The organism is Promicromonospora sp. NPDC052451, from assembly GCF_044547525.1.
Taxonomy (GTDB): Bacteria; Actinomycetota; Actinomycetes; order Actinomycetales; family Cellulomonadaceae; genus Promicromonospora.
Genome location: NZ_JBIUAP010000001.1, coordinates 167,725 through 193,770 on the forward strand (window position 1 = coordinate 167,725; position 26,046 = coordinate 193,770).

At 71.1% G+C, this 26,046-nt stretch carries 25 protein-coding genes; 9 read left to right on the plus strand and 16 right to left on the minus strand.

All coding sequences use genetic code 11. From position 1 onward, the window contains the following. Window positions 1-65: 65 nt before the first annotated feature. Window positions 66-470, plus strand: coding sequence for a hypothetical protein (locus ACIG47_RS00715; protein WP_397412095.1), 405 nt, complete (start codon window positions 66-68; stop codon window positions 468-470). On the opposite strand, the gene ACIG47_RS00720 is transcribed toward ACIG47_RS00715, so the two are convergent. Further along, window positions 430-1,263, minus strand: a complete 834-nt coding sequence (locus tag ACIG47_RS00720) for a hypothetical protein (RefSeq protein WP_397429213.1) — start codon at window positions 1,261-1,263, stop codon at window positions 430-432. The genes ACIG47_RS00715 and ACIG47_RS00720 overlap by 41 nt on opposite strands. Window positions 1,264-1,383: 120 nt before the next feature. Here ACIG47_RS00720 and ACIG47_RS00725 point away from each other — a divergent pair, with 120 nt between their 5' ends. Both ACIG47_RS00725 and ACIG47_RS00730 read left to right on the plus strand, forming a co-directional pair. After that, a complete protein-coding gene (locus ACIG47_RS00725) occupies window positions 1,384-4,686 on the plus strand; it encodes an SNF2-related protein (protein WP_397429214.1) in 3,303 nt (1,100 codons plus the stop codon). 20 nt (window positions 4,687-4,706) lie between these two features. Beyond that, window positions 4,707-5,423, plus strand: coding sequence for a response regulator (locus ACIG47_RS00730; RefSeq protein WP_397429215.1), 717 nt, complete (start codon window positions 4,707-4,709; stop codon window positions 5,421-5,423). A gap of 16 nt (window positions 5,424-5,439) precedes the next feature. On the opposite strand, the gene ACIG47_RS00735 is transcribed toward ACIG47_RS00730, so the two are convergent. After that, window positions 5,440-5,835: a hypothetical protein gene (locus ACIG47_RS00735; protein ID WP_397429216.1), complete on the minus strand. Its 396-nt coding sequence runs from the start codon at window positions 5,833-5,835 to the stop codon at window positions 5,440-5,442. Window positions 5,836-5,913: 78 nt separating this feature from the next. Then, the gene (locus ACIG47_RS00740) at window positions 5,914-6,384 is read right to left on the minus strand and encodes a hypothetical protein (RefSeq protein WP_397429217.1); all 471 of its coding nucleotides are present in this window, start codon (window positions 6,382-6,384) and stop codon (window positions 5,914-5,916) included. Window positions 6,385-7,807: 1,423 nt separating this feature from the next. On the opposite strand from ACIG47_RS00740, the gene ACIG47_RS00745 reads away from it, so the two are divergent. Then, a complete protein-coding gene (locus ACIG47_RS00745) occupies window positions 7,808-8,335 on the plus strand; it encodes a PDDEXK nuclease domain-containing protein (RefSeq protein WP_397429218.1) in 528 nt (175 codons plus the stop codon). Window positions 8,336-8,368: 33 nt separating this feature from the next. On the opposite strand, the gene ACIG47_RS00750 is transcribed toward ACIG47_RS00745, so the two are convergent. Further along, complete coding sequence (locus ACIG47_RS00750) at window positions 8,369-9,232, minus strand: PKD domain-containing protein (protein ID WP_397429219.1); 864 nt, start codon at window positions 9,230-9,232, stop codon at window positions 8,369-8,371. Window positions 9,233-9,243: 11 nt separating this feature from the next. Next, entirely contained in the window at window positions 9,244-9,675 is a 432-nt protein-coding gene (locus ACIG47_RS00755; protein ID WP_397429220.1) for a DUF6318 family protein, read from the minus strand. 326 nt (window positions 9,676-10,001) lie between these two features. Here ACIG47_RS00755 and ACIG47_RS00760 point away from each other — a divergent pair, with 326 nt between their 5' ends. After that, window positions 10,002-10,208, plus strand: a complete 207-nt coding sequence (locus ACIG47_RS00760; RefSeq protein WP_397412115.1) for a hypothetical protein — start codon at window positions 10,002-10,004, stop codon at window positions 10,206-10,208. Between the two features lie 117 nt (window positions 10,209-10,325). On the opposite strand, the gene ACIG47_RS00765 is transcribed toward ACIG47_RS00760, so the two are convergent. The 11 genes from ACIG47_RS00765 to ACIG47_RS00815 all read right to left on the minus strand — a co-directional run bounded on the left by ACIG47_RS00765 (window position 10,326) and on the right by ACIG47_RS00815 (window position 23,195). Continuing rightward, the gene (locus tag ACIG47_RS00765; RefSeq protein ID WP_397429221.1) at window positions 10,326-15,035 is read right to left on the minus strand and encodes a LysM peptidoglycan-binding domain-containing protein; all 4,710 of its coding nucleotides are present in this window, start codon (window positions 15,033-15,035) and stop codon (window positions 10,326-10,328) included. After that, complete coding sequence (locus ACIG47_RS00770) at window positions 15,035-15,493, minus strand: pilus assembly protein TadG-related protein (RefSeq protein ID WP_397429222.1); 459 nt, start codon at window positions 15,491-15,493, stop codon at window positions 15,035-15,037. Before ACIG47_RS00770 ends, ACIG47_RS00765 begins: the two co-directional genes overlap by 1 nt. A gap of 17 nt (window positions 15,494-15,510) precedes the next feature. Then, on the minus strand, window positions 15,511-15,951 hold the full coding sequence (locus ACIG47_RS00775) for a TadE/TadG family type IV pilus assembly protein (protein ID WP_397429223.1): 441 nt from the start codon (window positions 15,949-15,951) through the stop codon (window positions 15,511-15,513). Beyond that, entirely contained in the window at window positions 15,948-16,325 is a 378-nt protein-coding gene (locus ACIG47_RS00780; RefSeq protein ID WP_397429224.1) for a TadE family protein, read from the minus strand. The genes ACIG47_RS00775 and ACIG47_RS00780 overlap by 4 nt, the downstream gene beginning before the upstream one ends. Window positions 16,326-16,328: 3 nt before the next feature. Then, entirely contained in the window at window positions 16,329-16,625 is a 297-nt protein-coding gene (locus tag ACIG47_RS00785; RefSeq protein WP_397429225.1) for a hypothetical protein, read from the minus strand. An 88-nt stretch (window positions 16,626-16,713) separates the two neighbouring features. Next, on the minus strand, window positions 16,714-17,637 hold the full coding sequence (locus ACIG47_RS00790; protein WP_397412127.1) for a hypothetical protein: 924 nt from the start codon (window positions 17,635-17,637) through the stop codon (window positions 16,714-16,716). A 1-nt stretch (window position 17,638) separates the two neighbouring features. Next, window positions 17,639-18,517 carry a type II secretion system F family protein gene (locus ACIG47_RS00795; protein ID WP_397429226.1) on the minus strand — a complete coding sequence of 293 codons (879 nt, stop codon included), beginning with the start codon at window positions 18,515-18,517 and terminating at the stop codon, window positions 17,639-17,641. Further along, entirely contained in the window at window positions 18,514-20,208 is a 1,695-nt protein-coding gene (locus tag ACIG47_RS00800) for a CpaF family protein (RefSeq protein WP_397429227.1), read from the minus strand. Before ACIG47_RS00800 ends, ACIG47_RS00795 begins: the two co-directional genes overlap by 4 nt. After that, window positions 20,205-21,110 carry a hypothetical protein gene (locus ACIG47_RS00805; RefSeq protein WP_397429228.1) on the minus strand — a complete coding sequence of 302 codons (906 nt, stop codon included), beginning with the start codon at window positions 21,108-21,110 and terminating at the stop codon, window positions 20,205-20,207. The genes ACIG47_RS00800 and ACIG47_RS00805 overlap by 4 nt, the downstream gene beginning before the upstream one ends. A gap of 3 nt (window positions 21,111-21,113) precedes the next feature. Continuing rightward, window positions 21,114-21,821 (minus strand): SAF domain-containing protein, encoded by a 708-nt coding sequence (locus tag ACIG47_RS00810; protein ID WP_397429229.1) that lies wholly within the window; start codon window positions 21,819-21,821, stop codon window positions 21,114-21,116. A 516-nt stretch (window positions 21,822-22,337) separates the two neighbouring features. Next, the gene (locus ACIG47_RS00815; RefSeq protein WP_397412137.1) at window positions 22,338-23,195 is read right to left on the minus strand and encodes a hypothetical protein; all 858 of its coding nucleotides are present in this window, start codon (window positions 23,193-23,195) and stop codon (window positions 22,338-22,340) included. Between the two features lie 229 nt (window positions 23,196-23,424). On the opposite strand from ACIG47_RS00815, the gene ACIG47_RS00820 reads away from it, so the two are divergent. From ACIG47_RS00820 to ACIG47_RS00835, 4 genes are all read left to right on the plus strand, one after another. Beyond that, the gene (locus ACIG47_RS00820; RefSeq protein WP_397412139.1) at window positions 23,425-23,751 is read left to right on the plus strand and encodes a hypothetical protein; all 327 of its coding nucleotides are present in this window, start codon (window positions 23,425-23,427) and stop codon (window positions 23,749-23,751) included. Continuing rightward, window positions 23,748-24,887 carry a hypothetical protein gene (locus tag ACIG47_RS00825; protein ID WP_397429230.1) on the plus strand — a complete coding sequence of 380 codons (1,140 nt, stop codon included), beginning with the start codon at window positions 23,748-23,750 and terminating at the stop codon, window positions 24,885-24,887. The genes ACIG47_RS00820 and ACIG47_RS00825 overlap by 4 nt, the downstream gene beginning before the upstream one ends. 14 nt (window positions 24,888-24,901) lie before the next feature. Next, complete coding sequence (locus tag ACIG47_RS00830) at window positions 24,902-25,186, plus strand: hypothetical protein (RefSeq protein WP_253836168.1); 285 nt, start codon at window positions 24,902-24,904, stop codon at window positions 25,184-25,186. A 113-nt stretch (window positions 25,187-25,299) separates the two neighbouring features. Next, entirely contained in the window at window positions 25,300-26,040 is a 741-nt protein-coding gene (locus ACIG47_RS00835) for a hypothetical protein (protein WP_397429231.1), read from the plus strand. The last annotated feature ends 6 nt before the right edge of the window (window positions 26,041-26,046 follow it).

Consider the following 26,046-nt stretch of genomic DNA (forward strand, 5'->3'; position numbering starts at 1 on the left):
TTTTGGCTGCCGAACGGTGCAAGGATTGATGCACTTACCTACAGAGGGACTGGAGGCATCTGTACATGTCCGACGCACCCGCCGTCACCCCCACACCCACCTGGGGTGAGGTGTTCCCATGGTTCCGCGAGGTCATGGCCGAGGACGACGCCTGGTACGTCGGTCAGGTCGACAGCAAGACGGACATCGGCGTCGCCCGTCTGGCGGACGCCGCGGTGACGCGACTCAAGCCCTTGCCCGTCGGCCGGCTCTTCCCCGCAGTGCGGCGGGTCGAGCGGCTCGACGAGCTCACCTGGCCCAAGCACCGGCTGCTCAACGCGCTGCACCGTGGCGGCTGCTTCACCGGTGACGACCTCTCCTACATGGTGATCGCCGAGATGCTCTCCTGGGAGTCCGTCGGCCCGGTCATCGTGAAGCAGATCCTCGAGGTCATCGCGCTGGAGGAGATCCGAGCGAGCTCGGCGAGGTGACGTCCGCCGCTCGCCGGGACGCCGTCACACGGCGAGCGGCGACGACGGCGAACGGCACGACGGCGAGCAGCAGCAGTCCCTGCACGATCTGCACGGCACCGTACGCACCACCGTAGACACCCATCACCCCCACAGCTCCCGCGATCCCGAGCACGCCGACGACGCCGGCCAGGACCGCACCGACCCGACGGGTCACGGGCGAGGCCCAGCCGCACAGCACCGCGGCGGCGACGGCCAGCAGGTTCAGGAACATGATGAGCAGGTACGAACCGATCATTCCCGGCAGCGGTCCGCCGTACGGCATCATCGCGATCACCGGCTGCAGCACGCTCGCCCACAAGATGTAGAGCAGGGCGCCCGCGAGCACGACCCAGAGGCCGGTCCGGCGCGCCGACGTCGGCTCGTGCAGCAGACGCGCGAGCAGCGCGCCGGCCAGCACGAGCACCAGCTCGAGCATCGCGAGCAGGGTGCCGAGCAGGAACTCGGGACGGGCCCCCTGGACCAGCTGCACGGTGGCGGTGCCGACCTGGACCAGCAGGTGCACCCCCACCACGACGATCACGGCCGTCAGGACCCGCCGGGCACGCAGCACCGTGGCGCCGACAGCGAGCACGATCGTCCCCGCCATCGCCGCGTTCTCGATCACGTAGACGGCGTTGGCCGTGGTGAAGCCGAGATCGAGCTCCGTCCCGGGGACGAGCAGGCGCAGCGGGACCGACATCCACACCGCGACGGCGAGGAGCAGGACGCTCAGGGCGGCGGGGCGCCGTCCGGCGTCGGGCAGACTCTTCATGCGGACACTCTCCCAGACCTCACCGACACCGTGGGGTCCGAAGCACGGGTGAAGGCAGGTTCGACGGCGCGCTGCGGTCGGCTGCACGAGGGTGTCAGAGGGGCGTGGAACCATGAAGGGGTGTCCACGCCCGTACCCGTCCCGCGCATCCACCCGGCGGCCATCAAGCTCCTGGTGGGTAGTGGTGCGTTCCTGCGCGGTGAGGACTACCAGAAACAGGGCCGGGTCATCTCGTGGGAATGGCTTCCGGCCGAGCTGCTGCTCGTCTCGTGGGTACGCGGCAGCGGGCGCAGCACCTACTCGTGCTCCGTCGAGTTCGGGACGGCCGGGTCCGGGCCGCCGGTCGTCGTCGGGTCGAGCTGCACGTGCCCCGTGGGTTCGGACTGCAAGCATGTCGCGGCCACCCTGATCGAGGCCAGTTCCGACGGGCTGGCCTCGATGGTCCGGTCCGCGTCGTCCCTGAGGCGCGCACCGCAGGTCCCCGAGTGGAAGGCGGCGATCGAACGGCTGGTGCCCGCGACGCCGGTCGCGAGCGCACCGGCAGGCGACGCCGCGCCGCAGCTCGCGCTCCAGTTCCGGGTCGACGGCAGCACCGCCGGGGACAACCTGTCGCTGTCCGTCCGGCCGGTCGAGCGCAACGGCCGGGGAGCCTGGGTCGGCGGGTCTGCGTCGTGGAACTACATCCGCAACGGCTTCCTCCGCGGCGTCGAGCCCGAGGTCCGGGAGTGGTTCACCACCCTTGACGCCCTGCGCGCCACGAGCCCGCGGGGCTACGGGTACGTGAGCGCGGGCGACTGGCTCGCCCTGGACGACGTGCTGCCACGACCGTTCTGGCGGCACCTCGCCGACGCCGCGAACCTCGGCATCGAGCTCGTCGGCAAGTCCAGGCGGGACTCCGTCCGCGTGGCCCGCGAGGCCACGGTCGCCCTCGACCTCTCCCTGCCCGACGGCGGCGCGCGGCTGGAGCGCACCGTCGCCTTCGACGGTGCGGCGACCGGCGCGACGTCCGTCGGGACGCTCGGCCGGCACGGCCTGTTCGCGATCGAGGAGTCGCCGTCGGGCCGCACGATCGTCCTGGGTCCCACGCCGGCGCCGCTCACCGACCAGGAGCACGCCGCGGTCCACCTGTCGGAGGTCGCGGTGCCGGCCGAGGCCCTCGACGAGTTCCTGGCGGACTACCTGCCGCTGCTGCGCCGCGAGGTACAGGTCCGGGCCGACGACGGCGTCGAGCTGCCCGACCTGCCCCGGCCGCAGCTCGTGGCGTCCGTCGAGGTGGTCTCACCGGCGGAGATCAGCGTGACGTGGCGGTGGGCATATCCGCCGTCGGACAAGGAGTACCCGCTGACCACGGCGCTGGAGCCGGGTTCGGAGCTCCGCGACCTGGAGGCCGAGGCGGCGACCCTGGGACGGGTGGTCACCGCCGTCCGCGAGGTGCCGGGCTTCGACCACTTCCGGGTGGCGCCCGAGGTCTTCCGTGACCTGCGGGCGATGGACTTCGCCACGCTGGTGCTGCCGGCGCTCCGGCGCGTGCCGGACGTCCGTGTCGACAGCGCACGACTGCCCGAGTACTCCGGGCTCGAGGCCACACCCGTGGTCAGCATGCGCGCGTCCGACAGCGGCGACCTGGACTGGTTCGACCTCGGCGTCACGGTCACGGTCGACGGCCGGGAGATCCCGTTCGGTCCGGTGTTCGACGCCCTCGCCCGTGGCAAGAAGCGGTTCATGCTGACCGACGGAACCTGGCTGCGGACCGACCTGCCGGTCTTCGCCCGGCTGAAGGCGCTGATCGAGGAGGCGCAACGACTGTCGGACCGGCCGGGCGCCCTGCGGGTCAGCCGCTTCAACGCCGGCCTGTGGGCGGAGCTGGAGGAGGTCGCCGACGTCGTCGAGCAGTCCGACCGGTGGCGACGCTCGGTGCGTGACCTGATCGCGCTCACCGGCGACGGGGTCGACGGGCCGGAGCCGGTGGCTCCCCCCGTCGGGCTGAAGGCCGAGCTGCGCCCGTACCAGCAGCGTGGCTTCGAGTGGCTGACGTTCCTGTGGCGGCACGGGCTCGGCGGGATCCTGGCCGACGACATGGGTCTGGGCAAGACGGTCCAGACGCTCGCGTTCCTCGCGCAGGCTCGGCAGGAGGCGTCCGACGGCGACGCGGTTCCCCGGGATGAGGGTGGCGACCCGCCGCCGTTCCTGGTGATCGCGCCCGCGTCCGTGGTGAGCAACTGGGCCGCGGAGGCCGCACGGTTCACCCCGGACCTGCGGGTGGTCGCCCTGCCGACGACCGCACGCAAGGCTGGCGTCTCCGTCGCCGAGGTGGCGGCGGGGGCCGACGTCGTCGTCACGTCGTACGCGATCTTCCGGCTGGACTTCGACGCGTTCGCCGACGTCGGCTGGAGCGGGTTGATCCTGGACGAGGCGCAGTTCGCGAAGAACCACCAGACGCGGGCCAACGAGGTCGCCCGTCGGCTGCGGGCGCCCTTCAAGCTCGCGATCACCGGCACGCCCCTCGAGAACAACCTCATGGAGCTGTGGGCGATGCTCGCGATCGTGGCCCCGGGTCTGTACGGGTCAGCCACCAAGTTCCGGGAGGACTACGTCAAGCCGGTCGCCGGCGAGGGCGACTCGGGACCGCTGCTGGCCCGCCTGCGCCGTCGGATCCGGCCGTTGATGCTGCGCCGCACCAAGGAGCAGGTGGCACCCGAGCTGCCCGAACGGCAGGAACAGGTGCTGCGCGTTCCCCTGGACGCCAGGCACCGGCGCATCTACGACACGCACCTGCAGCGCGAACGGTCGCGGCTCCTGGGGCTGCTCGACTCGTTCGACGAGAACCGCGTGGCCGTGTTCCGCGCCCTGACGACGCTGCGGCGCATGGCGCTCGACGCGTCCCTGGTGGACCCGGAGTACGAGGGTGTGCCGTCGGCGAAGCTGGACCTGCTCGCCGAGCAGCTCGCGGAGGTGACCGCCGAGGGCCACCGCGCCCTGGTGTTCTCGCAGTTCACGTCGTTCCTGTCCAAGGCCGCCGAGGTCTGCGACGCCCTGGGGATCCCGTACGAGTACCTCGACGGTTCGACCCGGCGGCGGGCTGAGGTCATCGGGCGGTTCAAGGACGGCCCGGCGCCGGTGTTCCTGATCAGCCTCAAGGCGGGCGGCTTCGGCCTGAACCTCACCGAGGCCGACTACGTCTACCTGCTCGACCCATGGTGGAACCCGGCGACGGAGGCGCAGGCGATCGACCGGACCCACCGGATCGGGCAGACGCGCAACGTGATGGTGTTCCGGATGGTCTCGGAGAACACCATCGAGGACAAGGTGATGGCGCTCAAGGAGCGCAAGGCGCGGCTGTTCGACGCGGTGCTGAGCGATGACGCCGGTGAGTTCGCGGGAGCACTGGGAGCGGAGGACATCCGAGGGTTGTTGTCGGACTGATTTTCTGTAGGTTTGCCCCCGTGTCTCCCATTGCTGACCTGATCGCGGCGGTCGCGAGCCTGCTGTGGCCCCTGCTCGTGATCGTCGTGCTGCTGGTGTTCGGGGGGCAGCTGCTCGCGAAGCTGCGCGGATCGGATGACGTGACGCTGGAGATCGGCGGGCAGAAGCTCAGCATCCGGCAGGCCACGGATCAGCAGGCCGACCTGATCGCCGACCTGCAGCGCGAGGTAGCGGCACTGAAGCGAAAGATCGACGCGAGCGCTGTCGTCGTGCCGGGCGACGAGCTGCCCTGGGGGTCGCAGGAGCAGGAACGGACGATCACCCGTCCAGGAGATGGCAGGCTGCCCGTGCCGGGCGCCGGGACGCCGCACTCGATCCTCTGGGTCGACGACAACCCCGAGAACAACGCCATGCTCGCGGAGTCCTGGCGACGTGACGGCATCGACGTCGAGGTCGCCCGCACGACCGACGAGGCCCTGCGGCTGCTGAACACACGGCCCTACGGTCTGATCATCTCGGACCTCGGCCGTCGCGAGTCCGACGTCGACGTCCCGGACGCCGGGCTCCGGCTGCTCACCCGGGTCCGGGCGAACGACCCCGTGACGCCGTTCGTGCTGTACGGAAACACGGGCCCGTATGCCGACGACGCGCGCGCCGCCGGGGTGACGCTCATGACCGGGTCGACGTTCGATCTGGTGGAGTACGTGACTGGGCTCGGAATGATGGACGAGGTCTGACCGCCGGGGCGACGCGCTATCGGCGCGTCGCAGCCAGAGCCCACGCGACAAGCGCCGGCTGACCCAGCAGCCGCAGCGCGCGCTTCCGATCCGTGTCCAGCCCGAAGGCATCACGATGTTCCGTGAGCTGAGCGATGTTGCCGGGAAAGACCGCGACGAAGAACGCTGCCGCCAGCACCCCCAGGCGGCGACGAGCGGGCTGCCTCCAGGTGGCGACGAGCGCCGCGCCGAGACCGATCTCGACGACGCCGGACCCGACCACGACGGCATCCGGATCGACGGGGACCCACGTGGGCACCTGTGCCTGGAACTCCTTGCGTGCCACGGTCAGGTGCCCGATGCCGGCTGTGAGAAGGGCGGCGCCCAGGGCTGCCTGAGCGAGGCCGCGGACGATGGTCGGTGTGGTCGCCATGAGCACCATCATGTTGTCTCGCCTGCGAGGTTGCGACCGCACGTCCGGCCCATGGGTGTGGAACGAGCCCGGGGATCGTCAGTCGCGTACGAGCGCCTGAAGCTCCCCGATCCGAATCTGCGCACTGTTGGTCGTCGACGTGAAAGGGATCTGACCGGACTCACCGTTGCTGCTCTGCCACTCGACGACCCAGTAGGACGTCCCAGCAAGAGTGAGGTTGCCCGGACTGCTGTTCAGGTCGGCACCGAATCCACAGGTGGGGGACGGTTCCGCGCTGTTCCGGCCGTCATACGGCGTCCCTGCAGCATTGGCACCATCACAGGAGATGGCGCCAACCGTGGTCCCGTTCCCATCGGCCAGTGTCCACTCGACCCGGTCAAGCGTCCCCGTCGCTGTGACCGAGAGACTGCCCCCTTCTGCGCTCCGGACGATCGGACCGGTCGTGTTCTCAGCAGGGTTGGCAATCCACAGCCAGATAGGTAGACCGATGGTGCCGACGGCACCCTGATCGCTGGTGGTCGCCGGCGGAGTCGAACCGATCTGTCCCATGGAGAGCTCCATGGCGGCTACTGCGCTCTGGGCTAGTTCTTCGGCGGTGGGGCCGACTGGTGCGGGCGCGTCCGCAGACCAGTAATACGAGTGCCCCGGGCACGATTCCACATCTGACGATGAAACACAGTCATACGAGGTGCACTCGACAATCAATCCATCGCTATGGCCGTCCCAAACGCTTGCGTCTTTTGGTGGCTGCGGATTTGCTGCCCGCGTATAGCATCTGCCATTCCAGCTTCCGTATTCCCCTGAGCACGGGATCTCCTCTCCGCGAAACTCGCACGTCACAGGAGCCCCACCACCAGGATTCTCACCCTCCCCAGGCCCACCTGGATCATCCGTTCCACCACCGGATTCGCACGGGATTACAACCCCGTCGGGGCCAGTTACGGGAACACATTCCGAGGCGGAGGCAGGAGCTGATACAACTAAGGCAGCGATGAAAGTCGAGCAAAACATCATCCCCAGCCAGGCCAATTTTGAGGACTGGGCGCGCGATTTGATCAACATGCTCGCTCCGTTTCGGGAGTCTCCTCGTGCACAGTCCACGAACCTTCAGCGCCTTGATGACGCATCACATAAGTCAGCAAGTACCGAACTGGAGCTCCGTCGACGCGTCTGATCTCACGACCGTCCGAGTCAAAATTGGTGACATCCGAAAAATCAACACAGGCACTGAGCTTTACGTCCTCGAATCCAGATCGGTCGTCGCGATATCCGATCAGTTCCATCGACTCAACGGTTGCAGCGCCCGTGGTGTATCGACCATCTGTTCGATACCCCTCAAATAGGTCGCTCATCGGCTGCCATATTTGAGGACGACCCCAGAACGGGAGGAGTTCGCTCTCCCAGTCTCTGTACCCGTTATTTGCTACCCGCGCCGTAGTTGAATAGTACTCCACAAGACGCACCTTGGCGTCAGCAATGTTCTTCGCCTTGATTTGTTCCCGCGTACTCGGTGATGGCGACGCCGCTGTAGAAGGTCGAGCCGGCAGGCTCTCGGACGCGCTCGGCGATGCAGACGCCACCACCGATGGAGAGCTTGGTCCCGGGATTGCACCCTGAACCGTCTCCGGCGCGAAAACACCTGACCGCACCACCGCGAACCCGGCGACCGCAAGGACTGCGACTCCGATGAGGACAGCGATGGTGCGCGTGGGCGTGATGGCGGACGAGACCATCCGGGCAACTCCCTCAACTTCGGGCAGAACTCAGCGAACACGGCCGTAAGCAAGGGTGCGGCATATCCGTCTTCCCGGCAAGGCGCTTCCGTGATAATTCACAACATCCTGCCAACGAAGGACAACATCCGGCCAGGAACGCACCATGGATCGATCTCAGCACCCCGCCGGTCGTGGCGATTCGTTGCACATATGCAACTCGGGTCGCGGATGCTGCGATCTCTCTACAGGCTTGCGCCATGACCTTCTTCCAACGGACCGAGGACTTCGAGCCCGAAGGGTTCGAGGACGTCGTCGGCGAGCTCATCGAAGCCATCCGACGCTCGTTCACTGGCATCCTCGTCGACCACCTCGAGGACATGCTTGCCGTGCCCGACCGCCACATGTGCGTGGTCGATCGCCACCTGCACATCACGGAGGACGATCGCGACTACACAGTTGATCTTCTGCTCTTCCACGTGACCCAAATGCGCTATTTCGCCATCCAGGTGCAGGCCGGCCGATTCGATCCAGCCCTGGTTGCCCGTTCTCGCTACACGCTCAGACTCGTCGACGACCTGGTCCGCGTGCCTGACGTACACGGATCCACAGTCGGGGTCCTGTTGTGCACCGATGCCGCGGCCGATCAGGAGCCAGGTCCCGTCGTCGTCACCCTGTACGACGACCTCAGTCCTGCACAACGGTCCGAGCTCCCGTCCGGCCTGGAGTTTGCCGACCTGGTCGGCCGGTGCCTTGACACCAGCGTCGTCAAGGATCAGCCAACGTGACCGCGAGTACATCGGCTCTTCGCCAGTACTCCGTTAGCGGCCATACAAGTCCTCGACCAGCCGTGCCCGGGCCTCCACGATCTCCAAGCTGCCCGACGAAGATGCAGTGGTCGCCTCTCCCGCTACGTCGCGCCATGTTGGATCACCAGCGATCCGGAACTGGCCGCGCCACCTCGTGGTGAGCGAGATTGTTGCAGACCCTTGCTTCGAGTAGGCGTGGGAAATGGTGTGCGCGGGGTACGGGGCGCCCGGGTCAGTCGTTGAGAAAGCTGGGGACCCGTCACCGAAGTTCCACGTATAGCTGCTCGGTACCGCTCGGATATCGACGGGGATTCCGAACAGTTCGGTGCTTGTTGTTCGGGGTTCACCGTCGGTGTACGCGATCGTGTCGACGCTGACCAAGGTCCAGCCGTCCGGCGGTTGCACTATGAGCGACGACGGCTCGATCTGCATCTCCTGGAACGCTCGAGCCGCAGCGGCAGGGATGTCGATCTGCTGTCGGGCCTCTGTCAGACATGCCTCTTCCTCCACAAGTTCTGCTTCAGTCCACTCTCCGGACTCTCGACGCTGCTCGAAGAGGGCGCCGACAGCGTGCTCGTCGTCCTCGCACTCGATGCCTGCGTAGGCGAGCTGATGGCCTTCATCGCATGACTCGGCAAGTACGGTGGCACCGCTGAGATCCCGCAAGAAGCAGAGCGCCGGAGTCGTCCGCCATTGCCGGACTGGTGAAGTTACAGACGGAGGAGTACCCCGGACATCACCGTTGATGCCCTCCCTTGCATGGCCGAGCGGCGTAACCGCCTCAACAGAGATTTGATCATGCTGCGAAGTTCCGCTGAACGTGGGCTGCTCGTCGAACTGACCAACTGCCAGCGCCAGACCGAACAAGATGCTCAATCTTGATGGACTCATTGTTCGGGCCTGGGTGCGACACCAACAATCAACCAATTGCCACTTCTTCGACCGACCTCGACTCGATGTTCCGAAGTTTGCTCCTTTGCGGCCGACGCCACGGAACCATTGGCTTCTAGCGTCCGGGACGCTTCCTGCCTGACTTCAACGTCAAGCGGGTAGATTCCGGTTAATTCGTCCCGGCCGTACTGACTCAATAGGGTCGTAGTCGTAGCCCCGCCTTGATAGGTCTGGCCGAGTTCCTGAATCTGATTGGCGTCCTCCAGGGCCTGCGAGCAAAACCCACAAGCCCGATGCGACAACGCCTCAAATTCCTCGACATCGCCTGTAGCCATCACATACGGATACAACTCAATGAAGTACTCCGCGGCGGCCGCAGCCCCCTCCGCGTCGTCCCGCTCCATCGCCGCCGGCCGCTCCGGCTTCACCGGCACAGGCACCGACGGCGACAGCGACGGCGATGCCGACGGTGAAGGGCCGGCCGAGACAGGCGGCGCAGGCTCCTCCGCTACCCCCGTACACCCACACAACACCAGCCCGGCTGCCACGAGCAGCCCCCGATAAGCACCACGCATCAACATCCCCCGCCCTCGGGCCGCGTCGTTGCGTATCCGCAACGACCGGGAACGACGCTAACCAGGCCCCGCCGATCCCGAAAGTGATCGCCGTGGTTCCTGTGGATAACTCGGCGTCCAACGCACATCTTGGCGCCTCAAGATGACAGATCGTACTTTTGCTCTACAGGCTTGGAGTCATGACCACGTACACCGTGATCGCATACCGCGGCGAGCGCCGCTGGACGTTGCGCGCCCTGGACCTGCCCGGCGCCGTCGCGCAGGGTGTTCTCCTGGACGACGCCGAGACCGCACTGCGCGCGGTGATCGCGCGTCTGACCGGCGAGGACACTGACGGCATCGTCCTCGACCTCGCACCCATCCCCGGCCCTGGCGGCTTCGACTGAGCACGACGTCGACCAGGAGTGTCCTCGAGCGAACGCGGCTCGACCGGACACCGGGAACACACAGCACGGCGGGCAGCAGAACGTGTCTGCTGCCCGCCGTCCTTCAGGACCGGTGTGTCACCGCCCGGCGTCGGCCTCCCGCCGGCGCTCCTGCTCGTCCACCTGAGCCAGCAGCTCCTCGGTGTCGGGCTCGGGATCCATGGCGAGCTGCTCGAGGTGGTCGCGCAGGCGGTCCACGAGCCGGCCCACCGCGTCCCGGCGTCCGGAGGCGAGCTCCGCGCGGATCGCGTTGCGCCACGACCGTTCGTCCACCGGATCCGCGAGCCGCCCCACCTGGGAGGCGTGCCGCGCCGTGGCCACGTCGCCCTCCAGGAGTGCGCGGCGCGCGACCTCGTGCGACACGTCCACGACCCCCGAGGAGATGGTGTGCATGAGCTGCTCCGCCCAGGCGTACTTGCGGAGCGGCACGCCCTCGAACGGCCGGCCACGCACCAGGTCGAGGGCGGCCAGCAGGTCTGCCGTCGGCGTCTGGCTCAGGTCCGGGCCCACGAGGTCGCAGAAGCGGTGCCAGTCGGTCGTGACGCCGCGCAGACGGTAGCCGGCGGACTCGAGGTCGGCCTGCCCGCCGTCGTCCGCGGACCAGTAGCGGGGCAGGTACTCGTAGCCCTCGCCGTCGACGCCCAGCCAGCGGCGCGCGCGGGAGACCGCGGAGCGCCGCGTCGCCAGGTTCGGCTCGCGCGACGGCCACAGGGCCTTCGAGATGTCCGAACCGCGCGACCCCGGGTTGAACGCCAGGAACGCGATCAGCTCGGTGGCCTGCCGCTGGTGCGTTGACGGCAGCTCGACGCCCGTGGTCCCCGCGAGCTCGACACGACCCAGCACACGCACGATCGGCGGACCGGCCTCCTCCGGCAGGTCGGTCACCGGGGCATCAGGCTCGACGGCGGGGCCCGGCCCCGCCACGACCGGTGTACCCAGTGGCGGCGTCGCCACGCTCACGGCCGCGGTGGCCCAGGGCGCGAAGCCGGCCGGCACCGTGCCGGACGCCGTCCCGCCGCCCACGGTCCCCGACGCGTAGCTCGGGGACGGCGCGAGGCCCGCTCCCTGGCCGACGGCGACGTCCGAGTCCGCATCGGCGCGGACAACATCCATGGGGATCTCCTCCAGCGTCGGTTCGGCGCGGTCGATCGAACGGCTCCACGAGGGGCCGGGGGCGGTCTCGGGATCGGCCAGCAGGGCCAGGGCCTGGGCGTAGGTGGCGGCGTCGAGCTGCTGCGGTCGGACGGCGATGTAGGCCGGCATGAGGATGCCGCGCGTCGTGTCGCCGCCCGTGAGGTCACCGGTCAGGTCGAGCGCCCAGTCGCCGACCTCCGCGCTGGACGTCACGGCCGCGATGCCCACTGCGGGTACTCGCTCGACCAGGCGTTCCAGCGTGGCGCGTTCCACGGGTGCGAGTCGCTCGCCGACCAGCAGGATCTCCGGCGTCCACGCGTCGGTCGCGAGGCCCCGACCGCGGGCGTCCGCGACCGACGTGGCACCCACCTGAGCGAGCGTCCGGTCGACGTCGGCGGCGCGCGCCTCCAGCTCGCGGACGACCTCCGCCAGGCTGGGGACGTGCCGCACCCGGCCGGTGTCGACGACGCCGGGCAGCTCCCCGAGCGCACCCACCACGGTCACCTGGAGGTCGTCGGCCCAGAGGCTCGTCGCGAGCTCGATCGCGAGCGCCGCGAGCGTGGCCTGTGCGGCCTCGTCGGTGCCGCGGATGTCGAGGCACGCGAGGTTCTCCAGGTCGACCATGAGGTGGGCGTCCTCGTCGTCGTGGCCGACGGTGACGAGCGCCGGGTACGGCGCCTCCCCCTCCTCGGCCCCAGGTCCGACCTGGGACGCCGCCTCCGCGTCACCCGCCGCGAGCTGCCAGACGAACCGGTCGGTCGTGCTGGCCCAGGGTGCGGGCAGGTCGGCGGCGCCGTCGAGGTAGAGCTCGACGAACTCGCCGCTCTTCAGCCGCGCCATGCGCACGCCCGGCAGCGGCAGGTCACGTTCGCGGTGCCAGCGTGCGAGGCTGCGCAGCGCCTGGTCGACCTGGCTGCGGCCGAACGGGTCCTCGACACCGTGCAGGTCACGTTCGAGCGCGCCGGCCGGGGTCTCGGGCCCCGGCACGACGACGGTCTCGCCCGGGACCCGGCCCTTGCGTGCCCGGCGGCGCTTCACGGCGACGAGCGCGAGCAGCCCGGCGGCGAGCAGGCCGCCGACGCCCGCCGCGGTGCGGACGTCCACGGTCTCGTCGAGGTCGTCGACGGCACCGGAGACGGCGTCGGCCGCGGAGCCGAGCAGGGACGTGGTGGCATCGGGTGCCGTGCCGGCTGCAGCGGTGGCCGCCGTGGTCGCACCCGCGACGTCGACGGGCTCGCGCCCCGGCCGGGCGCCGTCGCCGGACGTCGCCGGTGCCGGACCGCCCGCCGGCGCCGTCGCCGACGGGATGCTGCCCTCGGCGGCGGCTGCGACCGGCGGCGCGGACTCGACAGCGACCTCCGGGACGCCGTCGCCTACCACCGGGTCGTCGCCCGTCACGTCGCCGGGCAGTACCTTCTCGGTCGCCGCGCTCTCGCGCGCCGTCGCCGTGACATCCTCCGGCACCAGGGGCGCCGGCAGCTCGGCCAGGCCCTCCGTACCGTCAGTTTCGACACCGGTCCCGTCGACGTCGCCCTCGACCGCGTCGGTCCCGCTCCCGCCCGGGCCGTCGTTCTCCGGCGCACCGTCGGTGGCGGACTCGCCACCCCACGTCGTGCCGCTGCCGGACGTCGTCTCCCGGGCCGGCTCGTCCGGCTCGCCCTGCGGCAGGAGCTCGTCGGCGATCAGGTCCTCCCAGGGGATCGCCGGCGCTCCGTCCTGGGGCGCGGACCCATCCGGTTCGAGGTCGGGCTCGTTCTCGAGGTCCTCCGGCGTGACCCGCTCGTACCGGGGTTCCTCGGTCTCCTGCGGTGCCGGCGGCGCCTGCGGGGCGAGGTTGCCCTCGGCCGACTTCTCCGGAGCCGGCTCCTCGGTGTCAGGCCGGTCGAGGCCGGCGCTACCCGTGCCGACGTCGGCGGGGTCGGGTGTGCCGTCCCCGGCGTCCTGACCCGGTTCGTCCTGACCCGCGGACGGGTTCTGACCGGCGTTCTGTGCCGCGCGGTTCGGCTGCTCCGCAGGAGCCTCGCCCGCCGGTCGCTCTCCGGCCGGTTGCTCGTCCGACGGCGACTCCGGTTCCGCCACGTCGTTGCCCGCGCCGCCCGGTTCGGCGATGTCGTCGGGCTCGACCTCGACGGCGCCCTCGGGCGTCACCTCCGCGGACGGTGTCGTCGGGGCCGACCCCGCGCCCGCCGACTCCTCCGGCGCCGGCTGCTCCGACTCGCCCGACCCTCCGGCGGCGCCCGCCGCGGACTCGACCCCGGTCGCCTTGTCGGCCTCCGGCCGGCCGGCGAACGTCCGGCCCAGGCCGGTGGCCTGCGCCGTCTCGGCGTCCGCGCCTGCCTCGGAGTCAGCCTCGGGACCTCCGGCCTCGGCCTCCGGACCGGCGTCCGCACTCCCGTCGGCCTCGGCGCCGGCCTCCGATCCCGCACCGTCCTCCGTGGCCGGCTCACCGGCGTCACCCGAACCCGCGGCGTCGCCCGCAACCGCACCGTCACCGGCCGCGTCCGCACCAGGATCCGTCTCGCCGCCGCCGGGCCGCTCCGCCCCGGCACCAGCCCCTTCAGCCCCGGACCCGCCGTCCGCCGCCTCTCCCGCCCCAGGAACCGTCACGGTCCAGCCGGGGTAGATGAGGTCGGGGTCGGTGAGCCGTCCGCCGTCGGGCTGCTCCGTGGAGCGGGATGCCTCGAAGACCTCCGGGTACCGGGTCCCGTCGCCGAGCTCCTCCTCGGCGATGCCCCACAGCGTGTCACCTCGCTCGACGACGACCTGGGCGGACTCCGTACCACCGTTGCTCCGGACGTCGACGGTGCCCGGTTCCGCGACGCCGTCGTCCGCGCTCTTCGAGGGCGCGATGCCCACGGGTTCGTCCTCGTCCGCCGCGGACGCACCCGTCGACGTCGGTGTGACCCCGGCCTCCGCCGGCAGCCGCAGCACCCAGCCGGGTTCGATCCAGTTCCCGGTGTCGAGTGCGCCACCGTCGGCCTGGACCACGCCGTAGTTGAGGTCGGCGATCTGCTTGAACCGCGCGCCGTCGCCCAGGGTCTGCTCGGCGATCCGCCACAGGGAGTCACCCGGCTGCACCGTGTAGGTGGCCGGTTCGGCCTCCTCGGCCGCGGCACGCGGACCCGGCGCGGTCACGGCCCCGGCCTGTCCGACGGCGTCGGACGCCACCGGTGCGGTCGCCACCGTGCCGGTCCGGCCCGCCTCCGCGGGTGCGGGGGCAGCCATCGCGGGCGTCACGGACGGCGCCGCGACCAGCATGGTGATCACGGCCCCGACCAGGACGGCCGCTGCGCGCTGCTGCGCCCCGAGGCCACGGACGTGCGGGGACCGGCGGCCGCGCAACGCCGCGACCACCTCGATCACCACGGCGATCGCGAAGGTCAGCCACGCCACCCAGCCCACGACCTTGACCAGCCCGATGAGCACCGAACCGGTCACGTCGGGGCTGGTGAGCATCGAGACGATCCGGTCGAGGCTGACCTGCCCCGTCCACACCGGGCCGCCGAAGATCCACAGGCCGGCCGGGATGCCCACGACGAGCACGACCAGGAGCAGCGCCGCACCCAGCCCTCTGACCACGCGTGCGCCGGTGCCCTGCCGCGGTCCGCGGGGCTCGCCCGTCACCGCACGACCCTGGACTGTCGAGGTGCTCATCAGGACTCCTCCTGTCCTATCCCGCGGACCGCTCGTGCCTCGGCGTCCGCCGTGACGGTGAGCGAGCTGATCCCGATCAACGTGAGGAACGTGGTCTCGTAGGTGACCTGCGTCCCGACCGAGACGACGGCGCCGTCGACGGCGGTCACGCCGCCCTGGACACCCAGCGCGCCGAGCGTGTCGGACGCGGCCTGTGCCGCCCGCGCCGGGTCCACCTCCGGGGGCAGCCCGAGCTGCGCGCGGTCGAACCGGATCTGCTGTGCCGCGGCGCGCGCCGCCTGGTCGGCGGCGTACTCCGCCTCGTCCTCGGCGTGCAGCCGCCCGCCGCCGTCGACGACCAGGCCGATGGCGATGATGAGCGCAGGCACCATGCCCGCGGCGAGGATGTTGATCTCGCCCCGCTCGCGCCGTGCCCGGACCCGCGCCGACGGTACCGCCCGCCCCTGTCGCACCCTCATCCACCCAGCTCCCCTGGTCATGACCGCCCCCGGTACGCGTCGAGCACCGACGTCCCGGTCGCGCTGATCGTCCGCGAACCGGGCGCACCGGGCAGCCCGAGGTCGCTCAGCGGCACCACGCACTCCACCCGCACGGTGATGGTCCCGACGGTCCCGAGCGGGAGCGCGAACGCGTCGGTCGTCGGCCGCACCGACGTCTGCGCGCAGCGCACGCCGGAGTTCACCAGCGTCGAGGTGGCGGTCGACGTCGCCTGTACCCCGGCCACGTCCGCCGTCCGGCTGATCGACGCCGCCCGCGCCGCCTCGTTCGCCGCCGACTGCACCACGCCCTCGGCCAGCACCAACCGCCCCGCCATCACCAGCAGCAGGGCGATGAGCAGCAGCATCGGAAAGACGACGGCGGTGTTGATCGCGACGTTGCCCCGCTCCCCACCGCTCGGATGCCGGCCGTCACTCATGGCCCCACCGCCGACGTGAAGCGTTCGACGGGCCCCGTGGCCGACTGCTCCACGCGGAACCCGCGGAAGCCGGGCACGATCGACGGCGCCAGCCCCACCACGCGCGCGGTGGCCATCTCCTCGCCACGCGTCACGGCCACGTCCACGGACGCGAACGCGTCACCCCCGCGCGCCAGGCGCGCGGAGGCCTCGGCGTACCCCGACTCCACGGTGCCGCCCTCGACCCGCGTGGCCTGGACGGCGCCGTTGGCCACGGACTGGGCCGTGTTCTGCGCGTGGAACCACAGCACACCCTGCACCATCCCGAAGATGAGCATCAGGACGATCGGGTAGGTGAGGACGGTCTGGATGGAGGAGGCACCGCGCTCGTCCATGTCCTAGCCACCGCCGCCGAGCTGCGCCATGTAACGGTCGACGAGTCCCTTGATCGCGGCGCCGAGCGCGATGGCGATGCCGAGGCCCACCACCGACAGCACGACCACCTCGATGGACTCCAGGCCCGCGTCGTCCTCGCCCGCGCGGTCGGCCTCCAGCCGACGACGGAGCTCGGCCGAGCATTCGGCGAAGCGGCCGTTGAGGGCGTCGAAGCGACCGCGTGCCGCGGCGGCCCGCAGCGATGCCCGCGCGACGGCGCGGGACGCCGCCGACCGGCCCTGGCTCAGGTGCTGGTTCATGGTGACTCCTGGGGGTGTGGTCGACTTCAACAAATGGGTAAGAACCGGCTCGTGTGACACCACGGTGTCCCACGGGGGACCAGACGGTTCAGGGTGCAGTCTGAAACATAGTGACCCCGATTGGGAAGATGAGCATCAAAAAGTACACAAAGACAGTCATGGTCCCGGGCACGGTCATCCGCACCGTCGCGTCGTGCGCGATCTGCTGCTCGACGTCGAGCTGCGCGTCGCGCATCGCCGCCGCCTTCGACTGGAGCTGGTCGTGGATCGCGGAACCCTGCGTGCCCGCGAGCTCCACGATCGAGGCCACCTCGCCGAGGGCGTCCACCTCGACCTCCTCACCCAGCTCACGCAGCGCCACCCACGGCGCCTGCCCCTCCCAGCGGCTCCGTTCGAGCGCTGCTGCGATCCGCCGGAACGGCCACGATCCGGCCACCTGGGCCGCCGCGAACGTGGCCTGCGTGGCGCCCGCGCCCGAGATCCGCTCGATCGCCAGCAGCTCCAGGTACGTGGAGACCGCCCGGGCGAACTCCTGCCGGGCCCGCTTCGCCTTGGACCGGGCGTCGAGGTCCGGCAGGAACCACGCGCCCAGGGCGAGCACCAGGGCCACGCCGAACGGCAGCGCGACCGGCAGGCCGAGGTTGAGCAGCCCCACGCACAGCCCCAGGAAAGGCACCGCCACCAGCACGATCACCGTGCCCAGCGCCTTCTCGCCGTAGTGGTCGGTGGCGGTCTTGCCGATCAGGTCCAGGTCCGCCCGGGTCGGTCCCCAGCGGCCGAGCAGCGTGACCGGCAGCCTGCGCTGCGCCCACGCCCCGAACACCTGCGTGTAGCGCTGCGTCACGGTCAGCTCGCCACCGCCGTCCGACACCGTGACGGGCTCCACCTTGTCGTCACCGCTCAGCCGGTCCAGCGCGGACTGGAGCCGCGGCGTGGACGGCAGCAGCTCGCGCACCACGAGGAACAGGCCGAGCCCGGCCACCAGGCCGGTTCCCACTGCCCAGGGCCACATGTCAGACCTCCCGCTCGTCCGGCAGGAACCGCGGGATCGGCTGTCCCAGGCTGATCTTGCGCATCCACAGCAGGCAGACCACGTAGGCCGAGAACAGCACCACCGCCACGACCTGGCCCAGCGGTGAGTCGTACCCGCTGAGGTAGCCGGACATCGCCGTCGCCACCAGCACCACGAGCGTCACGATCGTCACCCAGCGCACGGTCGCGCGGCCGGTGGATCGCTCGGTCTCTATCTCGCGGCGGGCCTTGGCCTGCGCGGACAGCGACTCCGCGAGCTGGCGGAGCGCGGGCGCCACGGCCCCGGTCCGGTTGTCCGACTCCAGGATCATCGCCGAGGCGATCATGTCCGCCGAGTAGTCGTCCATCTCCTCCGCCCACCGGTACAGGGCGGGCTTGATCGGCTGACGTGCCTCCAGACGTGCCACCAGCCGGGCCAGCGACGGGCGCACGGACGGCGCCGCGCTGTGCAGGGTTGCCGCAATACCTTGCTCCAACCCGACGGCTCCGCCGGACAGCACGCCGATCAGCGACCGCACCCACGCGGTCAGGTCGGTGAGCTTCTCCACCTCGTCGGACTGCGTGGTCGTGCGGAACAGCGCCGGCAGGCCCACGAGCAGCACCGGCACGATGAGCACGAGCGACCACCAGCCGGTGACGATCCCGACCACGACGCCCGCGGCCACCCCGATCGCCAGGAGCTGCCGCTGCGCGTAGAGCGGCCCGCCCTTGGTCAGGCCGAGCAGCCGGAGCAGCCCGTGGAACGGCGGTGTGGTGCGCACGGGCCGCGGCGCCGGCTCGTACTTCTGCGCACCGACGACGACGAACCACACGCCCAGGCCCAGACCGAGCCCGGTCAGCACCGCGACGAGCGTGGTCATGAGTTCCCCCACAGCCCGTCGCGGTAGTTCAGCAGGTTCGCGTCGAAGCCCACGGCCTCCAGGTCCGCGAGGAACGACGGCGTCACGTTGGGCACCGCCCGCCCGTCCGGCCCCGGCGCGAACACGTCGGTGACCGCCACCGGGTTGCCCGCCTCGCCGCGCGTCACCTCGATCACCTCGGCGACGTACCGGTCGCGCCGGCCGTCGGCGCCGGCGTCGACCCGGAGGAAGACGATGAGGTCCACCGACTGCGCCACCTGCCGGTACGCGTACGTCTCCGACAGCGTGGAGTCCTGCACGGCCATGCCGACGAGGCGTTCGACGACGTCGCGGGCGCCGTCGGCGTGCACCGTCGAGAGCGAGCCGTTGCCCATCTGCATCGCCTGGAACATGGACACGATCTCGGGCCCGCGCACCTCGCCCACGATCACGCGGGAGATGTTGTGCCGCAGGGACTCGTAGACGTTGACGTTCGTGTTGATCTCGCCGACGCGGCGTCCTGCGGTGTTCATCTCGCCCGAACCCTCACGCGTGCGTAGGGCGACCACGCGCTTGTGCTTCTCGGGTTCCAGGTGCAGGTAGAGCTCGTAGTCGGTCTCGATGGTCGCGATGGACTCCCACGGATCGAGGGAGGCGCAGAGCGCCCGCAGCAGGGTCGTCTTGCCCGACCCCTGCCCCTGTCCGGACACGACGATCGACTTGCGCGCGCGGACCGCCGCCGACAGGAACTCGGCCAGCACGGTGTCCACCGTACGGTTCTCGCGCAGCAGCTCCAGGTCCACCGACTGCAGCCGCTGCAGACGGATCGTCACGCGCGGCCAGGGCACCACCCAGCCGACGGCGGCCAGTCGCACGCGCCCCGGCAGGTCCAGGTTGAGGAACGGGTTCGCCCGCGTGAAGGACCGCTCGTTCGCGGGATCGCGCGCCGCGAGGAACTGCAGGAAGTCGATCAGCTCCGCGTCGGAGTCCGCGATGGGCTCCGCGTACGTGCGCCGGCCGTCGCCCATCAGCAGGAGCACGGGTGCCGTACCCGTGATCTCGATGTTCTCCACGTCGGGCGTGTCGATGAGCGGCTGCAGCCGGCCGAGGCGGAACAGCGCGTCGAAGAGCGCACGCGTCACCTCGACCTGGTACTCGGTGGTCCAGTTGCGCTGGCCCCCCGAGAGCAGGGCGTCGTTGTGGTCGCGCACCACCTGCTGGATCAGCTCCTGGCCCAGCGCCTCGCGCTGTTCCTCGTCCAGCTCGCGCGTCGAGAGCGCCGTCGTCAGCCGGGAGGAGACCTCGCCGCGCAGGCTGTTGACCTGGCGCCAGAACTCGGCGTCGCGCAGCCGCGGGTTACCGGGCTGTCCGTGGTACTCGCGGCCGGCCCGGGCCACGGCACCCACCCAGGGTGAGGCCCCGTTGCCCGACGACGCCCCGCTGCGTCCGGGTCCACCGGACCCCGCGGGCGAGCCCGCGCCGTTCGGCCCGCCGGGAGAGGCGGTCCCGGTCTGCATGCCGGGGCCGGGAGCCGGGGAGGCACCGCCCGCCTGGTCCACGGTGGCGGTCCAGGTGTTCTGCGGCGCCGCCGGACGTCGGTCCGGTCCGGCCCCGCCGCCGGTCCCCGGCGTCCGGCGCGGAAGCACCGGGGCGGGAGGCTCGTCGTGGAAGATCGGCAGTGAGGACAGGTCGGGGAACTCAGGTGTGCTCACGCGCCGCTCCCCTCGCCGCCACGCCACGGGGCCGCCTGCACGGCCGGGGACGCGGACTCGCCCCAGCGTTCCGGCGGGCGACGTGGCCCGGACGTGTGGCTGCCCTCGCGCGGGCCGGTGGAGAACCGGGCGCGCCGCTTCTCCGTCCGGTCCTGGATCCGCGAGATCACGGGCCCGGCGGATCGCACGAGCGGTGACGTCGAGTACCTGCGGCCCGCGGGCGAGCCCACCGACAGCACCTCTGCGTTGACGGGGTCCCAGGCCAGCGACCCCACGGTGCCGAGGCCGAGCGTGCGGGCGATCTCGGTCGCGTCGTACGGGCGGCCCGGGCCAACGGTCAGCACCGCGAGGTTCGTGAGCTCGCGGGCTGCGGCGTCCACCACGGACGTGCGGGACTTGACGAGCTCCCGGGTGACCGCGATGTCGGGCAGGCGCGATCCGGTGGTGATCAGCACCTGGTCGGCGAGCCGGACGATCGGCTCGCGGTCCTCGCGGACGACGCCGCCGGCGCCGAGCCGGCCGAGGTCGACCAGCACGTCGATGCCGCCGCGCTCGAGCGCGACGAGCTGGTTGGCGAGCGGCCCCCACAGGTTGGCCACCGCGGGCGCGGTGTGCGGGCTGACGATGCCGGGCAGCAGCTTCCTGTCCGGGTCATCACGCACGAGCGGGATGGTCTGATCCCAGAACGCGGCCTCCAGGTCACCGTGCGAGTGCGCGATGGCGAGCGGCTGCAGGCCCCGGTCGTGCGGGAGCTGACCACGGAAGTAGCCGGCCAGGATCGACGACCCGGCCAGGTCGGCCTCGACGAGGAGGACGGGACGCGGCCACTGCAGCGCGAGCACGAGCGCGGCCGTGGTGGTACCGGGTGAGCCCTTCGCGTTGGCGAGGGCGACGAGAGCCATGACTCAGCCCTGCCTGGTGGAGTCGAGCACGAGGGCCACGCGCCCGGTGGCGGCACGGGCGGCGAGCGCGGCGGCGTTGGCCGACTCGACCTGCACGTCGATGACGACCTGGTCGCCGATGGATCCGCCGGGCTGCCCCACGCGGACCACCGTGGCGGGGATGCTGAACGGCGCACCGGCGGGCGGCTCGCCGCCGGTCGCGGGCGTCTCGACCACCCGGACGACGTCGCCGGCACTGAGGGCGGTGTCCGGTCTCTGGTTGGGCGCGAGCGCGACGCCGACGATCGATTGCCCGGCCGGCGGCCGGAGCTCGTCCACCACGCTCGCGGGCGTGAGGAGCTGGCCCTTCTTGAGGTCGGTCGCGGCGATCTTGCCCTCGTACTGGCTGATCTCATCGGCGGAGATCGGGTCGAGCAGCGCCGACCCCGTGCCCAGAGGCAGCTCGACGATCCCGATGTCGGTCGGGGTGACGGCGGTGCCGCGCGGCACGTCGTTCGTGATCGCGAGCACCTCGTACGTCCGGCCGAGCGTGCTGACCAGGTACACGGACGCGAGCACGCTGAGCGCCACGAGCGCGAGGCCGAGCGCGATGAGCGCCGGACGGCGCCGGGCGCGCGTCGGCTTCAGCGGCCCGGGGGGTGCGGGTCGCTGGGGTCTTGTCGCGGACCTGACCTGCTGGTCCTGGCTCGCGACCTTCGTGCCACTGCTCACCGTGCCGTCTCCTCCGACCCCGCCGGCGGAGACCACCTCGGGTACCCCCGGGGCGGGTCCCGTCGCGGTTCCCTTGCGTGCGTCTGTCTCCACCGTGCTCCTGCCCGTGCTGGCCGAGGATCTCCTGCGGTCGTCACGATGTGACGCCGCTGGTAATCCTCGACCACGCGGGCGGACCCGGCAGGTTGAACGCTAATCAGGCTGGGGGACGCCCGCTAGGTCAAGGAGACTTCAAAGTTGTGGAGATGACTTGAATATTGAGTGACCCTTGAACGATCCGACCCTTGCCCGCCGATACCACAGCTGTGGTGTTGACTGCACAGGTCAGCGCGTGGGAGAAGGCTCCCGCACCGCACGTGCCGTCGACAAATCACAGCGCTGACCTGGGTGTTCACCGGGACATGGCATCGCGCGCACCAGTCCGCGGACATGACGAGAGGGCCCCGCTGGCGGTGGGGCCCTCTCGCGATGAGACGGACTTCTGACGACCTCTGGGCTTCACGCACCCCCCAGTGCTCAGCCCTTCGGCCGCCGTCGTCGCTCATCGTCCCGTTCGCCCGGCTGTCCCCCAGACAGACCACCGGACTGAACGGCTTCCGCCAGCCGTCGCACTGCGCGACTCGCCCGCTGGCGCAAGGCTGCGTGCGAGATGCCCAGCTCATGGGCCACCCGCCGCTGGTAGTTCCCGCGACCCGAGCCGAGCTCGGCGTACTCCGGGAGATCGGGGTCCGGCGCGTACAGGCGCGCCAGGAGAGCTGCCTCGTCGCGCGTCAGGGCACCCTGGTCAAGACCCCACGCGATGACGTCGAGCACCTCGCCGGTGGTGCCGAGCGAGAAGCTCGCGAGCGAGTACACGGCGTCGGGCCCGGGGTCGGGCGTCGCCGGCCGCTCGAGCACGGTCAGCGTGCTCGTGTCGGTGGGTATCTCCGCGACGCGGGGGCCGCGGCTGGCACGGCCACCCTGCGCGTGCGGGGCACGGTCGCCGACGACGCGCGTCAGGGTGTGCCCCTGCAGGCGCATCGCGACGCGGCCGCTGCGCTCGAGGTCGTAGTGGGTGATCGCGTCCCACATCGCGGCGGCCGCCTCCTGCTCGAGGTCCTGCACGTCCGGGTAGTGGCGGCGCGACCGGCGCACGATCGTGCGGACGGCGGGGAGCATGCACTGCAGCACCGCGCGGCCGGCGGCGAAGCTGCCGCGGGCGTGCTCGACGATGAGCGCATAGAGCACCTCGTCGGCGTCCGCGGGGGCGAGCCGCACGGAGTCACCGGTGCGCAGGCCCGCAAGCTGCGGGAAGCGCGCGACGAACCGTTCGATCTCCGCGGCGAACGACCGCGTGCGGACCAGGTCGGCCCAGTCGTGGTCAAGCTCTCGCATCAGCGTTCCTGACGCCGGTACTGGCGTGCGTGCAGGCATGGCGGTTCCCCCCTCCGGTCAGCCCGAGTCCAGTCGGGAGGTGTTGCCCGCCACTGTTGCCCGCGGCTCCCGTGGGCATGTGACCTGCGTCACACCCGTTGAAAACCCGGACATCACCGATGTCACACGAACTCGTCACCTGCCATTTGTGATCGGCAGACACAGGAGACGGAGAAACGGGAGAGGCGAGATGAGCAAGGACGAGCTCGACCAGGCGCCCGGCGCCGGACTCGGCAGCACCGACCTCGGCGGCGCGGGCGTCCGCAGTGCGGATCCCACCCCGGACTTCGACCACACGTGGTCGCTGCTCCGGGACACGGCGGAGGTGCACGCGGCACGCGGCGAGCTGGCCCCTCTGGTGGCCGACATCGTCGCCACCCTCACCGCGGACCCGCTCGGCGACGAGGACACGACGACCCGCCTCACCGAGGCGCTCGACAGCCCCCGCGTGCGCAGCGCGCGCGAGGCCCGTGCGCGCATCCAGGCGGACCTGCAGAACGAGGTGCGGACCCGATGAGCTCGCTCCTCGTCCGCCGGCGCGGCAAGAAGGCCGCCGCACCGGCAGAGCTGCCCGCCCCGGCGGACGGCACCGGCGTCGGCGCTCCGCGCGCCGGCGGCTCCGCCCGGCCCGCGACGCCCCCCTCGTCGTCGGGCAACGGTGCGGACGGCGGGGACGCTCCCCCGCAGGTGGTCGAGTGGTCCAACGGGCCCGCTCTCGTGACCAAGGCGTGGGGCGCCCTGCTGTCCCTCGCGCTGCTGGCCGGGCCCGCCGCCCTGGCCTGGACGCTGCTGCGCCCCGAGCCTGCCCCGGTCGCCGCGAGCGCCGGACCGGTGGACACCGCGGCCCAGGCCGCGGCGAACGAGCGGGCCGTCGAGCTGGTGGAGACCTGGCTGCGGGCGGACAGCGACGACCAGCAGCTCCTCGCCTCCCTGACCAGCGCCCCGGTCGGCACTCTCCCCCAGGAGGGCCTGACCATCCGCGACTCGTCGATCGCGCAGAGCGAGGCGGCCGAGGACGACGTGTGGTCGGTGACGGTCGGCGTGGACGTCGCCGAGCCGGCTCCCGGTTCGACGCCCCCGCCCGCAGGGCAGCCCGAGGGTGAGGGGGCCGAGGTCGCACTCGTCTGGGTGCGCCGCTACTTCCAGGTGCCCGTGCTCGTCGAGCGCACCGACACCAGGTACTCGGGTCCCGACCTGGCCGTGGCCGCCCTGGCGCTGCCCGCGCCCGTGCCCGGCCCCGCGGCCGCCGAGCCGCCGGACCTGGACTACCCCGAGACCATCTCCCCGACGTCGGCGGCCGGCCAGTCCGCTGCCGGGTTCCTCGCGGCCATGGTCGCGGGCGAGGGCGAGATCACGCGCTACCTCCAGCCGGGCACCACCATCCCGGCGATCACCCCCGCGCCGTACGCGGCCGCGACCGTCACGGGCATCAAGGGATCGCACGAGATCACCGACGACCCGGCCGACGGCGACGGCACGCACGCCCTGACCACCGTCGAGCTCACCCGGCTCGACGGCCAGAAGACCACCTCCCAGTACGTCCTCACGCTCGTCGCCCGCGACGGGCGCTGGGAGGTTGCCGGCGTTGAGCCGGCCGTCCGTATCGACACGACGCCATCCGGCACGAACGGCTCCGGCACCGCCGGGGAGTAGCGAAGGAGAGAACCATGATCAACGAGATCGTTATGGCCGACGGCTTCCTCGACCTCATCACCGTCAAGTCCGAGGAGGTGAAGAGTGCCATCGAGTCGGTGACCTTCGTGGTCGTCATCCTCATGGTCGTCATCACGGCCGTGAAGACCAAGATGTCGATCGCGGCGATCCTGATGTCCGCGATCGTGGGCGGCATCGTCCTGTGGCTCGTGAACGGTGGCATCAACGTCACCTCGGAGCTGGCCCGGGACGAGTTCGACTCCGCTCCGGCGATCGTGAACACGCAGACGGTTCTCTGACCCGCGGGACGCAGCAGGACACGGGTCAGACACATGGGCATGGCGCTGGGGGCAAGGCACAGGGTTCGGCCGGGCGCTCTCGCGCGCCCGGCGCGTGGTGAGGAGGGTGTCCGGTGACCGAGACCGCGAAGTTCTACACGAAGGCCCGCCGCATTCCCATGCTCGTGGGAAAGCTGCCCAGCGGCGGGCGCATCTGGGGCGGGCCGTACACCATCACCCAGGTGGGAGCGGGCGCCGTGGTGGCGTTCGCGCTGTGGCAGACCGCTCCGCTGTGGGCCCGGCTGGGCGGCTTCATGAACATCGTGGTCGCGGTGGGCCTGGTGGTGGGCACCGTGTGGGCCACCGGGAAGCTGCCGAGCTCCGGTCGCAACCCGGTCGCGTTCGTCATGGACGCGATGAACCTGACGTCGAGCCCCGGACGCCTGGTCGGCGGGCAGGTGGCGCTGCCCAAGCCACGGCTGATGACCCACCGGGTCATGGTCGTCGTGCCCGGGTCCGCGCTCGGTCCGGCGCGGTACGCCGAGGCACCGGGCGGCACCGCACATGCTCGGCCGGCGGTGCCCGACGCCGGGACGCACCCCGCCGTCGTCCGCCCCGTGCCGACGGAGCTGCTCCCCGAGCTGACGGCTCGTGGTCCCGCGGACGCGACCGTCGAGGGGCGCCGGCTGGACCCGCAACCCGACCCGCAGCCCGCCCGGCAACCGAGCAAGCGTTCACCGGCGGACTGGGCCGCAGCGGCCGCCGCGGCAGCAGCCGACCGCAGAAGGTCCGATCTCACCGGCGTCGGCGAGCTGCTCTCCGGCACGCCGCGTACCCCTGACCGCACCGACCAGCCGACCCCGCGAGAGGACTGAGCCCCC